Genomic DNA, 14,342 nt, shown 5'->3' with positions numbered 1-14,342 from the left:
GGTCGGATTTTTTTGTTCAGACTACGTTTGTCGGCCCGGTTTTTTTTAGTCCGGATACCAATCTCTATAATCCAATGTGTAGAATAGGGAGTCTGGTTCGCAGTGGAGTTTGCGGATCACTCCGTTGTTGGGAAGATCGAGGTGGAGGATATAGCTGTACTTCGTGTGGAATGTGGGAACTCCTGCGTTCACAGTATAAAGTATAGAATCCCCGACTCCGGCCAAATCCAAACACAACAAATAATTGAAAAGAAAACAGCGCGACACCCCATGAGCCTGAGCCAACGCACCGAACAGCGTCCAGCTCCCAGGGCTCAAACGAACATTGATCCGTTTCATTTTGGATTTTCCGGGACTCGGCTGATAAAGGGTCCGCCCCGCATTCTTCCCTAAACGTTTTTGAGCCGTAAGAAATTTCCCGTAAGTCCGTAACAACTGAGGAATTCTCTTCGGAAGTTTACGAGCTTCGTCTTCTGAAAAACGAAGCCAAGTATCTTCCGGAAGCAACAACGTAACGGTTTCCATACGATCTTTTTGAAGAGTGGAACGGATCTCCTGATCCGCGTCGAGCAACAGATATCCCATACCGATTTCGGTTCCGGCAACGAATCCTAAAAACGAACAATCGCACGCATCGTCATAAAAAAGATTACAAAAACGTAAAAAAACAGAAAGGCCGAACAAAGTTCCCAATGAGCGCGTTTGAGCGAAAGCCCACTCACACGAGGCCGTTGCGCAAGAAGGGTCTTCTCGGGCGAATGCAAGGGTTCCTACAGCACCAAGAACGCAAAACAGGTTCGAATAAAAAACAAAACTTGATTCGACTTTACGATCCATTCTCAGAGACTGGACCCGGGTCCGAATTTCTTATGCGCGAAAAGATGACATATTTTTTGGATCGGCTTCCACCGACTCCGACTTCAACCCCGGCGCAAGCATCGTCCAATTTCTCTCCGAGAATCCGAACGATTTCGGTCGGAGCTTTCATAAGCGTATTCTTATCCTTCTTTGCGATCCTTTCGTTTTCTTGTAAGACGATTCGAACCGCAACAACGACTTCTACCTCGACGATAACACCAACGACAACCGCGACTTCACCGACGTCCACAACCCGAAGCGGGCTCTCCGTGGAACAAGAACATTTTCTGAGCAGAACGGATCTCAAAAGCCCGGAAATTGGGGCCGGAAAGGTCTTTCTCGCGGGTCATACCGGTGACCACAGCAAGGACACACCCGAGATTCTCCAGTTGATGAAAACCCTCGTACAAGAAACAGTCGCCAAAGATTTTTCCAAACTTCCCGAACGAGTCTCACCGAAAGACGGATTGCTTTTGGATTTGAAAGGAATCTGGACCCGGGAAGAAATCAAAAAGGAACTTACCAAAAAAGGAAATTATTTCGAGACTTACTTTTTTGACCGGGAACTTTTAAAAAAACAAAAGAATTCCGAGAACGTTAAAACCGTTCGAGATTTGTTTTTGCTCTCGGGCGGGATCGAGATAGAGTTTTATTACGAAAGTATGACCGAATGCGAATTGAAACTTAGATTTAAAGATAACATAGAACTGGAGAAGGAACTTCTCAATCCATACTTTAAGAAAGTGCAGGGAAAATGGTATCTTCACAGAATGTTTTAATGAATCCGTTCCGATCGATCAAAACCTTTTTGATTCTCGGATTTGTGGGACTCGTATCCTTTTTGATGTTTCCGATTTATTCGGAAGTGGTTCCTCTCGAGCCGAATCTCGTTTCCGAAGACGATAAAAAGAAAAACGGTTCCTCGTCGGACGAGAAAAAATCTCAAGATTCCAACGAACAACAAAACCAAACGCCAAACGCGACGAATACGCCTAACACAAACACAACGAATGCGGTGCCGGTTTCCTTTTCGGGAAAGATCATAGACTGGGACGTGGAAAGACTGACCGACTACGCGGTTTCCAACAACCCGCTTTATCTCGCCGAAAAACAAAACATGGGAATCGAAAGAGGAAAGGTCATTACGGCTTCCCTTTATAGAAACCCGATCGTGCAGTATCAACAACAGTTTATCGGAATGCCGGGCGGAGGATCTTCCGGGCCTCAGATTCTCGGGGCAAACGGATCTCAAGGAGGCGCGACTGAGATCGCGCCCGCGCTGTACCAGGACTTGGACGTATACGGAATCGTATCGCTACGTTCCAAGGTCGCAAAAAAATCCTTCGAAGCGGTTCTCGGAGAATTCGACAACTTCGACAGACTTTTTCGGTTGAGGCTACGCCAAAACTACTGGGCTTATTTATTTCTTACTAATTTAGTAGATTATAATAAAGAATTTTACGAAAACTACAGCGACCTTCTCGAACTCACGAAATTCCGAGTCGAAAAAGGCGATATCTCCCCGCTCGAATACGAGAGACTCGAGTTGGAAAGAATTCAGGTCGAAAAATTCTACCGCGACGCACTTGTCCGAAGACAACTCGTGGAAAAGGAACTCAGAATTCTATCCGGAATCCGGGAAGCGGAAGGAATCTTCGCGTTTAAATCGGAGATGAAATTCAAATCCCTCGAAGACCTGGGACTCAGACTCAAGGATTCTTCGATCGCATCCGTCAATCGCCCCGACATCGCCGCGCTCGAAGAACGGGTCAAAGAAAAGAAACTCAACATCGATCTGCAAAGAAGGGAAGCCCTCGGTTATCTTCAGGTCGGGGGAGAATGGAGAATCAAGGGAAACGAACACTACGCGGGTGTTTTTGCGACGATCCCGCTTCCCTTGAACGACAGAGGACAAGGGAAAGTTCTTTCCGCCAAGGAAGAACATAAGAAATTCGAACTCGCACTCGAAGCTAAAAAAAGGGAAGTCAACGAGGAGATCGAGGCTTCCAAAAAAGAACTTCTTGCGAGAGAGGATCTTCTTTCCAAATACGAAAGAATCAATCTATTACAAAAAAACAAACAGTTGGAACAAAAGTCCAGGATAGCCTATGTCCGGGGCGCTTCCGATCAGGTAACCTTTCTACAGGCCGAAAAGAATTATCTTACGGTTCTTAGGGATTACTACGAAGTATTGTATCTCTACTACAACGCGGTCGAGATCTATAAAGCGGCGGTCGGAAGGAAAACAGAGAGGGATTAAAAAAAAACGTCCCCGGAGATTCGTATGATCAATTTCTTAAATAGATACAAAACCACTCTCGTCCTTCTCGCGATCGTAAGCGCGGGATACTTCGGCTACAAAAAATTCTTCTCCAAAAAAATCGAAGAAAAGAAACAAGTCGTAGTCAATAAAAACAGATTCACCGTTTCCGAAGAGATATTAAAACGACATCCATTGACGTTAGTCGCCCTTAAAGAAGTCGCTTCCGTGGACGAGGTCGCTCTTCCTGGAAGGGTTTCCTACGATCCGGAAAGTATGGCGAGAGCCGGATCGACGGTCGAGGCGAGAATCAAAAAGGTTCTCGTGAGAGAAGGGGATCGCGTAAGCCAGGGTTCTCCGCTTGCGATTCTTTCCTCGGTGATGCTCGGGGAAGTCGAAGCTTCTTACGTAAAAGCGAGAGCGAGTCTCGAAGCCTTGAAGTTACAAGCCGATCGTGCGAAAGAACTCTTCGATATGAAGGTGACTTCCGCGAAGGATTACGAATTCGCAAACATGCAGTATAAAACCGCGAAGACCGAAGTCGAAACGACTCGGATCAAACTCGAAAACTACGGACTCACACCCGGAGAAATCGCGGGGATCGAAAGAGGGGTTTACGTTTCCTCCAATCTCGTTTTGAGAAGTCCGATCAACGGAGAAGTCACCGAACGAAAAGCCATTCAAGGACAACAGGTCACGAGAAACGAGGACCTATTCACCATCGCCAATCTTACCAATTTGATGGTTCTTCTCGAAGTTTACGAAAAGGATTTCGGAACGATTTCCGAAGGCGCCGAGGCGCATATCTACCCTCTCGGCGACGAAAAATCTCCCGGGATTCGGGGAGAGGTCGCGTATGTGGGAACTGTTTTGGACAGCATCAAACGAACCGCTAAGTTGAGAATCATGGTTTCCAACCGCAACGGAAAATTGAAACCGGGTCAGTCCGTAACCGCAAAGGTAAAAGGAATGGTGGTGAACACCGGAGCCGAACCGAGAAGAACCGTTCCTTTGGAAGCCGTTCACGAGATCGAAGGAAAGTCGATCGTGTTTATCCAAAACGAGGACGGAAGTTTTGAAGCGACCGAGGTCATCACGGGTGATACGGTCGGAGACGAAGTAGTCATCAAAGCCGGTTTGAAAGAAGGGGCTCAGATCGTTTCGAGAGGATCTTTCATTCTCAAAAGTGAATATTTGAAGTTATAAGCCGGAAGCGGTCGAATCCACGGAGTCCGTTCGTAGTTCCGTTGTTGAATCCCCGAGGGTCGCAGAGCGCCCCGGAGTCGCCAAAACTTCCGTCCCAACTGAACCGACAAGTTTTACTATTTTTGTGTTGACTTAGCATTTATTCACTACTAAGTTGTTTAGTATGAAAGACCTGACGGACAAGCAACAGGCTGTTCTTACATTCATCACTGCAATCATCAAAGAACGCGGTTTCCCGCCCACAATCCGAGAAATCGGAGACGAATTCGGAATCACCGCAAAAGGCGCTTACGATCATCTCAAAGCGATCGAAAAAAAGGGTTATCTCAAGACCGCTAAGAATCAATCCAGAGCGATCGAACTCATTCGTCAAAGTCCGATGGAATCTCTTCCGGTGCAAGCCACGAGTATTCCCGTCATCGGTCGAGTCGCGGCCGGTCTTCCGATCTTTGCGGAAGAAAACATCGAGTCCTACATCCCCGTTCCCGACGAGATGGCTAAAGGAAACGTTCCGATGTATGCTCTTCGTGTGCAGGGAGATTCCATGATCGAAGCCGGAATCAACGACGGAGACATTGCGATCATCGAAAAAAGAGACATCGCACGCAACGGAGAAATCGTAGTCGCATTGATCGAAGACGAGGCCACGTTGAAAGTATATTATAAAGAACAGGATCAGATTCGTCTCGAAGCGAGAAACCCGAAATACAAACCGATCAAGACCAAGAAAGCGGTCGTGATGGGCAAGTTGATCGGCTTGTATCGAATTTACTGATTGACAGAGGGAGAAACTCGACTGAAACTTCGGACAGAGTGTTTCAACGAAATTTTTTCCTCTTTATCATTCTCCTTTTCGTCCTCCAATGCAGTCCGCCCAAAAAAGAAATCACCGACGGTGATTTAAAAAGGGTATTGGAAAGAGTCAGCATCGCAAGAATCAACGCAAACCTCAAAGCGACTTCCGGCAAATCCGCGCCGGGAGATCTTACGTTTTTTCTCGAAGCGTGTTCAGTGTACAGATTAGATCCCGATAGTGTACTGAGTCGTTTGAAACAAACAAGTCCGGCGCTACACGAGGCATTGATCAAAGAATATGAAAAATAAAGAAAGAATGGTCTGGATCGGAATCGTTTCCTTTCTCAGCTTCGCACTCATTCTCCCCACCGGAACGGTAAAAGGAATTTCCAAATCCGGAGAATCCTATCTCCAAATCTTTCACGAAGTATTGTCTTACATTCATTCCGATTACGTGGAATCCGTGGACGAAGAAAAACTCTACGCGGGCGCGATCCGCGGATTGATCTCTTCCTTGGGAGATCCTCATTCCCGTTTTATGGATAAGGACGATTTCTCCCAACTCCAAGAGGAAACCAGAGGAAGTTTCGGCGGACTCGGAATGGAAGTTTCCTTTGCGGACGGAGCGATCGTTGTCATATCTCCGATCGAAGATACGCCCGCGATGAAGGCGGGAATTCTTCCCCAAGATAGAATCGTGGAAATCGACGGAAAGAACACACACGATCTTTCCCTTTCCGATTCCATCAAATTGATGAGAGGCAAGGTCGGAACATCGGTTTCGATCAAACTCGAACGCAAAAATCAGAAAGAACCGATTCTTCTTACCTTGGTTCGTGAAATGATCAAGATCCGATACGTGCGTTCTTCCTTTTTGGAAAAGGAAAAACTCGGATATATCAAACTCAATCAGTTCATGGGAAAGGACAGCACGCTTTCCGAATTCAAAAAAGAACTGAATTCTCTCAAAGAAAAAGGCGCCGAAGGTTTGATCGTGGATCTGAGAATGAATCCCGGCGGACTTCTGGATCTTGCCATCGCTCTTTCGGACTTATTTTTAAAACCGGATTTGGATATCGTGTCCGTGCGGGGAAGGGGGGGAGAACTCGTTCGCGTTTTCAAATCCACGACCGCAAACGATAAATTCACCAATCTTCCGTTAGTCGTTCTTATCAACGAAGGTTCCGCGAGCGCGTCCGAAATTTTCGCGGGCGCGATGCAGGATCACGGAAGAGGAAAAATTCTCGGTACGGTTTCTTTCGGAAAAGGTTCGGTTCAGAATATCTATTCTCTCTCGCATAACACCGGTATTGCGCTTACGATTCAGAAGTACTATACTCCGAGCGGAAAGTCGATTCACGGTAAAGGAATTCAACCAGACGTGATCGTAAAATCGGTGGAACCGACCGAGGACGATCGATTCTACATCCGCAAGATGGCGGAAAAGAAAATGCTCGAAGCGTTTCTTGCAAAGAATCCGAATTATTCAGAAGCGAACTTTTCTCTTTTTGAAAAATATCTCGCGGAAAAAGGAATCAAACTTTCCACGGACGTCGCGAAATTCTTATACAAAAGCAGAACCCGTTCCGAAGGACAGGGTGCGATTCCGGATTTGGAACTCGATCCTCAACTTCGAAAAGCGATCGAAATTCTCGGCCCTTCCAAAGAGGGAGAAAAGAAATCATAAATCCATGATCGGAATGGGAATCGAAACCAGTTGCGACGAAACCTCGATCGGAATCGTCCGCGACGGGAAAGAATTACTCAGCCTCAGAATCTTCAGTCAGATCGATCTGCACAAACCTTACGGCGGAATCGTTCCCGAGATCGCGTCCCGCGCGCATTTGGAAAAGATCAATCTTCTCCTCGAAGAAGCGATGGAAGAAGCGAAGATCGGGTTCGAGGATCTTTCGTACGTGGCCGTGACCTCTTCTCCGGGCCTGACCGGATCCTTGATGGTCGGAGCTCAGATGGCCCGTTGCATTCACATGGTTTACGGCACGCCGATTTTACCGGTTTGTCATCTTCAATCGCACTTCGCCGTGTTACACCTGGAAGGAGTTCCCACAGAATTCCCGGTTCTCGGTTTATTGCTTTCGGGGGGAAATTCCGCCATTTACACTCTCCAGGAATTTGGTAGAATGGAACTGGTCGGAGATACGATGGACGACGCCCTGGGAGAAGCCTTTGATAAGGTCGCGGGACTTTTGAATTTGCCGTATCCGGGCGGTCCCTACATAGAAGCGAAAGCGAACTCGTATGTTCCGACACCGGACGAAAAGCCGATTCTTCCTCCTCTTTTGAGAAATCTTCCTCAGGACCAGGTCGCATTTTCGTTCAGCGGGCTCAAAACCGCGGTGATGGTTTTGATGGAGAAACAAAAAGAAATTTCTCAGGAAAGAATCTGCTGGAATTTCCAGAATGTTGCTTTTGATCTTGTGGAGAGGAATCTCAAACGGGCCGTTGCGAAAACGGGAATCAGACGGATCTTTGCGGCGGGCGGAGTTCTTGCGAATTCCACTCTTCAGAAACGATTGCAAGTCTGGGCGGAAAAGAATTCCGTGGAACTTTTCACTCCGAAGAAAAAAATTTATTGTACCGATAACGGTGCGATGGTAGCGTCTCTGGGATACTATTTGTTTCGGAAAGGCTACAAAAGAGATATCGATTTTACGGTCAGTCCATCCAGACAGGAGATCTTTTCATGAAACTCAAACTCAGTTGGGTTCCTAACACGCTTACACTCGGAAATCTTACGATGGGATTCAGCGCGATGCTCGTGGCGTCGGAAGCGGGTTCCAGAGGCGGAAGCGAATTACAAGCGTATACACTTGCAGGATTCTTTATATTGTTGGCGGCTCTTTGCGATGGACTCGACGGAATGGCCGCGAGAGCGCTCAATGCGACCTCGGAACTCGGAGCCGATCTGGACAGTCTCGCGGATTTGACCGCGTTCGGAATCGCTCCGGGATATTTGATGTATCAGATGGTACTCTGTGAATACAAGATCGACGTTTTCGGAAAGGAAGATATGTTTCCGATCGGAATGCTCGTCGCCGCGATCTTCCCGATCTGCGCCGCGTATCGACTCGCGAGATTCAACGTCGCTCACGATCCTAAGTCGTTCACGGGATTACCTTCTCCGGTCGCGGGCGTAACCGTGGGATTTTTTCCGATCTTTTTAAACGTGAACTCCGCTCCGCATTGGCTTACGATCACGGGATTCGTTTTGATCGCGGTTCTTATGGTTTCCAATATACGTTATTCGAAACCGCAAGCGGCGATCCGTTCCAAACTCAGTCCTACGAGATTGTTTCTTCTCGTGGCGGGAATCACGATCCTGCTCGCTCTGATCGGACTCAATCGTTGGCCTTGGCTGATCTACGGATTGATCTTTTTCTATATCTTTTCCGGAATCATGACTTTTCTCATTCATTTGATCCAGGAGTTCCGCGTAAAACTGGACTAACCCTAAAGAATTTTAGAATATTCTAAAATTCTCAAAAGGGAAACTGAGCCTGGAGATTGATCCAGATCCCGTCCGTTTTGTGTTCCTTTCTCCGGGAATGACTGACCGAAAACGCGACGTAGGGCGAAAGTAAACGCAAACGAAACGAGGAGGAACGATCGGTAAAGACCAAGCTCGTTTCGTCTCTCGCGGTTCTCGCCTCGAAAAGGGAATCGGTATGATTTCCTTTTTTTTGAAATAAAAAAGCCCCTTCCAAATTCCAAACCTCGTTCAAACGAAACGACCATTTTCCCTCGCTGATCGCGTCCCCGTTGATTCTCCATTCTTGACCGGCTTCGATCGTAAAACGTTTTTGATACAGACCGTAGTAGATTCCTCGGCCTAAGGTTTCGTTCGTGTAATTCCTCAGAGAAAAAAGAATTCCTCCGAAGATCGGATCGTAAACGATCGGCGCCTTTCCCGCGATGATTTCCCAACGTTTCGAATTGGGATTCGAAACGGAATTCGAGGGGGAGTTTTGGGAGGAATTTTCGTTCGACAAAAACGCTTCCGCAACTCCGATCACATTGTTAAAATCGAATATTTTATTTTCATTATGGACAGGACGGTTCCAAGCGCGAATCCATTCGATCGAAAACGCCGAATGCGAAGTGATCGCAAAACGCGCCAATTCCGCTTTTCCTTTGAGTTCTTTTCGATCCGGATCGAGCGAAAACAAATCCTCGCTTTTGCCCCGATAACCCGTGATTCTAAACTCGGAGTCGAGCCTTTCGGAAATCAGGGAAGAATAAAACGTTCCGTCGAATTCCTTTTTTTCTCCGAGGGTTTGGATTCTGGAAACGATCTTCGGGCCGGGAAGACGAAAATTCTTAGATTGAAAGTTTAAAGAAACGTAATGTTTTTTCGATTCGGGCGAAACCGCGATCTCGAACAATTTCCGAGGAGATAAAAGATAAAACCCTGGTTTGCGTTTCGCTTCCTGTTCGGAATAATACGTTCCTAAGGACCAATCCCCGTGTTTGAAACCGAAAAAGCCCGCCCTATGAATCGCCTGATCGATTTCCGGAAGGGCCGTATAAAAATCGTTGTCTCGTAGGAAATAAAAGTTTTCCAAAGGACGAAAACGATGACCGAAACTCGCTCTGAAAAAACGATGATCGACTTTGGCGGAGAAGAGCGGAGTTCCGTTTCTCGTTTCGAAAAAACCGCTCGCACAAAACCGATTCGGAGCCGCCGGAATCGAATTCGTTCGGATCGGTAAAAAATTTGCGTTCTCCGAACGCGATTGCGGTTCCCGCTTCGAGTCGCAGTTTACGGTTTTGAAAAACCAATTCTCCTTTGCCGAATGAGAATATCTCGATTCGTAGGTTTCCATCGTAAAACCGATTCTGGATTCGACGGCAAACAAAGGATTTGTGAAAACCGAATGCGAAACAAAAAAAGAAATCGAGACAAACGCGCGTAAGACGACTTTTCTCATCGAACGTCCTTTGAAAAACGCGGGAAATTGCGATCCCGCTTTCGATAGCCGTCGCGTTTGTGTGCGTCCTGATTTTTCTTTTTCAAAAGAAAAAGAATTTTGGATCGATCCTTTTCACCGAGAGAGTTTATAAAAATTGAATATTCTTCCTTGGAACGGGAACTTTCTTTGGAAATTCTCAAAGCGGAAGAAAGAGAAAACCCAGCCGACAACAATTCCTGAACCGAAAGAAAAAGGACCGCATAACGTGCGATCGGCGATTGCGACGACATCGAAGGATTTGGATCGCGTTTATCCGCAAGCCTCGCGCGTTCGGGTTCGGACTTAAAACCGGATTCGCGTTCGTTCCAGCCGAACTTCCAGCTCAAAGAAGAATTCTCGTTCGGAAAGTCGTTGGTTGAATCCGCTCGATCCGCGGGAGCCGCTCGGTCCGTTCGATTTCCGAAAAACGAAGAAGAAACATTCTCCCAAGAAAAACCGATTCCCAAACTGAACCGGTCCTCGGTGCGCGCCTCGGCCCAAGTCCTCGAAACACCCAAAAACAAACGAAGCTCGTCGTTCAGCGGAGAATAAAAAAAGACGGAAACGTTTTTGAAGTCCGAACCGGTCTTACCGAAAAGTTGGATCGATTGTCGTTTCGGAATTTCGAGACAAACTCCGAACACGGCGAGGTCCTTTTCGTTTTTTTCCCAACCCACAAAGACGGAAGGAGAGGGAGAATTCTCCCCCGGAACAAAAGAATATTGAAGCCCCGCATAACGTTGATGCGAAACCGAATGTTCTTTCTCCGAAACCCGGTGGTTCTCGTATAAAAAGGAGGTTTTCCAAAGATGATTCTGACTCGAGTTCGAGATCGGAAACTCGAACCAAGCTCCGAAAGAAGGAGGAAATTTCTTTCGAGCCCGGCCCAAACCTCCCAACGCGAACCCGGAGTTTTTCCGAATCAGAAAAAACGAAGAATCCAAATTCGATTCGAAAACGGAGGATTTTTCCTCGGCGCTTTGAGCGCCTAACGGAGCGTAGACGCGGAAACATAGAAAAACGAAGAGATAGAATTTTGTTTTTCCCACTCTTGGAGCGGTTTACGAACCCGTTTCTGCGGAACGGAGAATGGAAAAAAATGAAAATTCTTTCGAAAAAAAAATCGAAACGCAACCGTTTTGTCCGGGGGAAAAGTTAAGATAACAATCAGAAACGGAGGGAAACCGAGGATTTTAAAACCTGAAACGGCTTTTCATTCTAAAATCGATGATTTTCGAAAAAAAGAAGCGTTTTGAGTTGACATTTACTACTATTTTGATTAGTATATACATATCCGTTTAGTGGATTATCCTGTGGTTTTATCTGTTTATGTCGTCTAATTTATTAAGAATGGAGAGAAGACTATGATCATTCGATCTCTGCAAGAATCAGCAAATTACCAGAGAAAACGTGGTGGTCTCGCCGGAGCAGGTCCGAACTGGAAAGAACGGACTCGTGCCGGAGAGTCGAATCTAAAATCCTTCGCGGATTATCTGGAAGAAGCGTTTGAAGGGGAAGTAGTTCAAAAAGGAACCTGGTTTGCAGATTCACTTTCTGAGCTCAGTAAAAACAACCTGAAGCGGATTTGAAATCTAGCGGAAAACTCTCTGAAAGGTTGAGTCCTTTTCCCGATCCTAGAACGCGGATCGCGTATGAAGCCGAGTCCCTGGAAGATTGGGAAATCTTGGCGGTACTTCTGGGAAAAGGGAATCGGGCTCAACCGATCGAGGAACTGAGTCGTTCGATCTTGTATCAGAGCAAAGGGCTCGGCGGTCTTCTGCAAAAACAGGCTTCCGATCTTCGTAAAATCGCGGGCGTTGGAAACGCAAAAGCGTCCACCTTACTTGCGGCCATCGAGTTCGCAAGACGTCTCAAATGGGAGGCGTTGAAAGGAAAACGTTATTCCACACAACAGCTTCTCAATTTTCTCACGACCAGTTTGATTCCTAAAAACCGAGAATGTTTTGTTCTCATCACTCTTTCTCCCGAGGGTGCGGTGCTCCGGGCCGAAATCGTTTCCATCGGAAGCTTGGAAGAAGTCGGGGTTCATACCAGGGATCTTTTAAAGATCATCCTAAACGACGCGGCCTCCGCGGTCATCATCGCGCACAATCATCCCGAATCCACTTCGAAACCGAGCGAGGAAGACCTTTCGATCTACGAAAATTTCGGAGGCCTTCTGGATTCGATCGGTTTGGAGCTGTTAGACCAATGGATTTTTGGAATTGACGGGATCTATTCCTGTAAGGAAGGTAAGGTTCTTCAGGCCCGAACGAAGTGTTGAAAAGTTTACCGATTCTTTGGATTTTAGTGAGGCGAGATTACGCCTTACAATTCGCAGGAAGTTCTCTCGGTATCTCTTGGATGCTGGTTCAAAATCTCAGCATCATCCTCATCTATACGATCGTCTTTTTATTTCTCAATTTAAAAGGAAATCCCAAATCCGCTTCGGATTTTATCGGCTACGCGTTCAGCGGGCTTTTGTTCTGGGTTCCTCTTCAGGAATACATGATCCGAGGAACTTCGATTCTCACCGAAAACCGCCAGTTGATCAAAAGATCCCCTTTGGGTCCGGAGATTTTTCTTTGGATTCCGTTCGTCCAGATGTTCGTTCACTTCGCGGTCACCGCGGTTCCGGTTCTGATCGTCTTGAGCGTTTTAGGGAAATTGAATGTGTTTTTCTTTCCGCTTTCCGTTTTTGTAATGTTCGGAGTCGGTTATCTCTTGTCCTTCGTTCAGGGTTATTTGGCGCGCGCCAACGTGATTCTGCGGGATATAACGCCGTTGATCCGTCTGATCTCGCAATTTTTCTTTTGGTCCTTGCCGATTTTGTATTTGTCCTCCGGCTTTTTGCATTCGATCAACGTGTGGAACCCTTTGAATTTTCCGCTCGAGTTGTTCCGTTTCGTTTTGTTAAACGACTTCGTTCCCGTGTTTCATTGGAAAGAATTTCTTCCTTGGGCCGTCGTTTTTCCTTCGATCGGAATTCTAAGCCGTTCTAAATTTCATTCCGTCATCTTGGATCATCTTTGAATCTCAAAGTAGAAAATCTAAACAAGGTTTATACCGGATTCAGCGGACCTTCACAAAGGATCTTGAACGTTCTGACCTTGGGTTTTTTGGGGAACGACGTCCGTTACGACGCGTTGAAGAACGTAAGTTTCGAAGTTTCTCCCGGAGAAATCGTGGGTTTGATCGGTCGCAACGGCGCGGGTAAGTCCACTCTTTTAAAAGTTCTCACCGGTGTTTCGTCTTACGCGTCCGGAAAAATTCTCAAAACAGGAACACTGCGATCGATCCTCGAACTCGGAGTCGGATTCAATCCCGAACTTTCGGGACAGGAGAATCTCTACTACAACGGCCTTGTTTGGGGACTGAGTCCGAAAGAAATCGCGGCTTCCATGGACGAGATTTTCGAATTCTCCGGTTTAAAAGAATTTAAGAATATTCCAATCAAACAATATTCTTCCGGGATGGTGATGCGCCTCGGCTTTGCGCTCGCTACGTTTTCCAGACCGGACATTCTCATCGTGGACGAAGCGCTCGCCGTAGGCGACGCGAGTTTTCAACAAAAATGTCTGCAACGTTTCCGTTCCTTTCAGGAACAAGGAACCATGACCTTGATCGTAAGCCACGATCTTGAACTTTTGAAATCGGTTTGTTCCCGGGTTTTGATTTTGGAAAAAGGAAAACTGGTTTTCGACGGAGATCCCGTGGAAGGTTTTCGAGAATACATGCAGATCATCGCGGACGCGGGAACCGGACAAGAATCGGTTCTTCCGTTTCAAGACGATTCTCCCTTGGAGAATCTTTCCGTAGGTTTAAAGTATAAGGGCCAGACGAATCCGAAAATTCTCCCCGTAAGCGCGGATGTGGAGATCCAAGTCCGCGTAAAATTCAAAAAGGATATTCCGGATTTAACCGTCGGGTTTCATATCGACGACGCGCGCGGAATTCGAGCGTTCGGAACGAACACATATCATCTCGGGAATTCCCTCAAAAATATCCGCGCGGGGGAATCCGTTTCCGCGGAGTTCCGACTTCCTCTGAACTTTTCGGCGGGAAAGTATTCTCTCGGGATCGCGTTGCACGAAGGCGATAACCATGTCGGAAACAGTTATCTTTGGAAGGACGGAATTCTTTCCTTCGAACTGGAACGTTTGGATCTGCCGAAATTCGAAGGCGCGGCCTGGCTTCCGGTCCAAAGCAGTCTCAAAAAAGACATCTAACCCCGATTTATTTTTCTTTCTCGG

The 14,342-nt window shown here is 46.8% G+C and carries 16 protein-coding genes; 12 read left to right on the top strand and 4 right to left on the bottom strand.

Annotated features, from left to right (window positions below; all coding sequences use genetic code 11):
• Positions 1-45: 45 nt before the first annotated feature.
• Positions 46-585, bottom strand: coding sequence for a DUF1564 domain-containing protein (locus LEP1GSC052_RS12100; RefSeq protein ID WP_020986084.1), 540 nt, complete (start codon positions 583-585; stop codon positions 46-48).
• Positions 586-826: 241 nt separating this feature from the next.
• The gene (locus LEP1GSC052_RS21445) at positions 827-1,108 is read right to left on the bottom strand and encodes a hypothetical protein (protein ID WP_010573974.1); all 282 of its coding nucleotides are present in this window, start codon (positions 1,106-1,108) and stop codon (positions 827-829) included.
• 19 nt (positions 1,109-1,127) lie between these two features.
• Between LEP1GSC052_RS21445 and LEP1GSC052_RS12095 the strand changes: the two genes are divergently transcribed.
• The 8 genes from LEP1GSC052_RS12095 (at position 1,128) to pssA (ending at position 8,588) form a co-directional block, all read left to right on the top strand.
• Positions 1,128-1,637: a hypothetical protein gene (locus LEP1GSC052_RS12095; RefSeq protein ID WP_010573975.1), complete on the top strand. Its 510-nt coding sequence runs from the start codon at positions 1,128-1,130 to the stop codon at positions 1,635-1,637.
• A 65-nt stretch (positions 1,638-1,702) separates the two neighbouring features.
• Positions 1,703-3,118, top strand: a complete 1,416-nt coding sequence (locus tag LEP1GSC052_RS12090; protein WP_306457458.1) for a TolC family protein — start codon at positions 1,703-1,705, stop codon at positions 3,116-3,118.
• Between the two features lie 24 nt (positions 3,119-3,142).
• Positions 3,143-4,324 (top strand): efflux RND transporter periplasmic adaptor subunit, encoded by a 1,182-nt coding sequence (locus tag LEP1GSC052_RS12085; protein ID WP_010573978.1) that lies wholly within the window; start codon positions 3,143-3,145, stop codon positions 4,322-4,324.
• Between the two features lie 163 nt (positions 4,325-4,487).
• Positions 4,488-5,099, top strand: a complete 612-nt coding sequence (gene lexA / locus LEP1GSC052_RS12080) for a transcriptional repressor LexA (protein WP_010573979.1) — start codon at positions 4,488-4,490, stop codon at positions 5,097-5,099.
• Between the two features lie 38 nt (positions 5,100-5,137).
• A complete protein-coding gene (locus LEP1GSC052_RS12075; RefSeq protein WP_010573980.1) occupies positions 5,138-5,428 on the top strand; it encodes an LA_1448 family UV-C exposure upregulated protein in 291 nt (96 codons plus the stop codon).
• The gene (locus LEP1GSC052_RS12070; protein WP_020986601.1) at positions 5,418-6,806 is read left to right on the top strand and encodes a S41 family peptidase; all 1,389 of its coding nucleotides are present in this window, start codon (positions 5,418-5,420) and stop codon (positions 6,804-6,806) included. Before LEP1GSC052_RS12075 ends, LEP1GSC052_RS12070 begins: the two co-directional genes overlap by 11 nt.
• A 4-nt stretch (positions 6,807-6,810) precedes the next feature.
• Positions 6,811-7,827: a tRNA (adenosine(37)-N6)-threonylcarbamoyltransferase complex transferase subunit TsaD gene (gene tsaD, locus LEP1GSC052_RS12065; protein WP_010573981.1), complete on the top strand. Its 1,017-nt coding sequence runs from the start codon at positions 6,811-6,813 to the stop codon at positions 7,825-7,827.
• Positions 7,824-8,588 carry a CDP-diacylglycerol--serine O-phosphatidyltransferase gene (gene pssA / locus LEP1GSC052_RS12060; protein WP_010573982.1) on the top strand — a complete coding sequence of 255 codons (765 nt, stop codon included), beginning with the start codon at positions 7,824-7,826 and terminating at the stop codon, positions 8,586-8,588. The genes tsaD and pssA overlap by 4 nt, the downstream gene beginning before the upstream one ends.
• A 31-nt stretch (positions 8,589-8,619) precedes the next feature.
• Here pssA and LEP1GSC052_RS12055 read toward each other — a convergent pair whose 3' ends face one another.
• On the bottom strand, positions 8,620-10,173 hold the full coding sequence (locus LEP1GSC052_RS12055) for a hypothetical protein (protein ID WP_425268410.1): 1,554 nt from the start codon (positions 10,171-10,173) through the stop codon (positions 8,620-8,622).
• Positions 10,065-11,138 carry a hypothetical protein gene (locus tag LEP1GSC052_RS12050; RefSeq protein WP_010573983.1) on the bottom strand — a complete coding sequence of 358 codons (1,074 nt, stop codon included), beginning with the start codon at positions 11,136-11,138 and terminating at the stop codon, positions 10,065-10,067. The genes LEP1GSC052_RS12055 and LEP1GSC052_RS12050 overlap by 109 nt, the downstream gene beginning before the upstream one ends.
• A 315-nt stretch (positions 11,139-11,453) precedes the next feature.
• Between LEP1GSC052_RS12050 and LEP1GSC052_RS12045 the strand changes: the two genes are divergently transcribed.
• From LEP1GSC052_RS12045 to LEP1GSC052_RS12030, 4 genes are read left to right on the top strand one after another with little or no spacing between them, the layout of a single operon-like run.
• Complete coding sequence (locus LEP1GSC052_RS12045; RefSeq protein WP_010573985.1) at positions 11,454-11,678, top strand: LIC12298 family protein; 225 nt, start codon at positions 11,454-11,456, stop codon at positions 11,676-11,678.
• Positions 11,675-12,373, top strand: a complete 699-nt coding sequence (locus LEP1GSC052_RS12040; RefSeq protein ID WP_040912991.1) for a JAB domain-containing protein — start codon at positions 11,675-11,677, stop codon at positions 12,371-12,373. The genes LEP1GSC052_RS12045 and LEP1GSC052_RS12040 overlap by 4 nt, the downstream gene beginning before the upstream one ends.
• Positions 12,367-13,122, top strand: coding sequence for an ABC transporter permease (locus tag LEP1GSC052_RS12035; RefSeq protein WP_040912989.1), 756 nt, complete (start codon positions 12,367-12,369; stop codon positions 13,120-13,122). The genes LEP1GSC052_RS12040 and LEP1GSC052_RS12035 overlap by 7 nt, the downstream gene beginning before the upstream one ends.
• Positions 13,119-14,318 carry an ABC transporter ATP-binding protein gene (locus LEP1GSC052_RS12030; protein ID WP_010573988.1) on the top strand — a complete coding sequence of 400 codons (1,200 nt, stop codon included), beginning with the start codon at positions 13,119-13,121 and terminating at the stop codon, positions 14,316-14,318. Before LEP1GSC052_RS12035 ends, LEP1GSC052_RS12030 begins: the two co-directional genes overlap by 4 nt.
• Positions 14,319-14,342 lie beyond the last annotated feature (24 nt).

This window comes from Leptospira kmetyi serovar Malaysia str. Bejo-Iso9 (genome assembly GCF_000243735.2).
Classification (GTDB): Bacteria; Spirochaetota; Leptospiria; order Leptospirales; family Leptospiraceae; genus Leptospira; species Leptospira kmetyi.
The sequence above is the reverse complement of the archived record's forward strand: the minus strand, read 5'-3'. Positions and strand labels throughout refer to the sequence as shown.

What these genes read in the sequence shown, in the direction of transcription:
- LEP1GSC052_RS12100 (WP_020986084.1), bottom strand. Translation starts at nt 585, where the DNA reads ATGGGATATCTGTTGCTCGACGCGGATCAGGAGATCCGTTCCACTCTT.
- LEP1GSC052_RS12090 (WP_306457458.1), top strand. Translation starts at nt 1,703, where the DNA reads ATGTTTCCGATTTATTCGGAAGTGGTTCCTCTCGAGCCGAATCTCGTT.
- LEP1GSC052_RS12085 (WP_010573978.1), top strand. Translation starts at nt 3,143, where the DNA reads ATGATCAATTTCTTAAATAGATACAAAACCACTCTCGTCCTTCTCGCG.
- lexA (WP_010573979.1), top strand. Translation starts at nt 4,488, where the DNA reads ATGAAAGACCTGACGGACAAGCAACAGGCTGTTCTTACATTCATCACT.
- LEP1GSC052_RS12070 (WP_020986601.1), top strand. Translation starts at nt 5,418, where the DNA reads ATGAAAAATAAAGAAAGAATGGTCTGGATCGGAATCGTTTCCTTTCTC.
- tsaD (WP_010573981.1), top strand. Translation starts at nt 6,811, where the DNA reads ATGATCGGAATGGGAATCGAAACCAGTTGCGACGAAACCTCGATCGGA.
- pssA (WP_010573982.1), top strand. Translation starts at nt 7,824, where the DNA reads ATGAAACTCAAACTCAGTTGGGTTCCTAACACGCTTACACTCGGAAAT.
- LEP1GSC052_RS12045 (WP_010573985.1), top strand. Translation starts at nt 11,454, where the DNA reads ATGATCATTCGATCTCTGCAAGAATCAGCAAATTACCAGAGAAAACGT.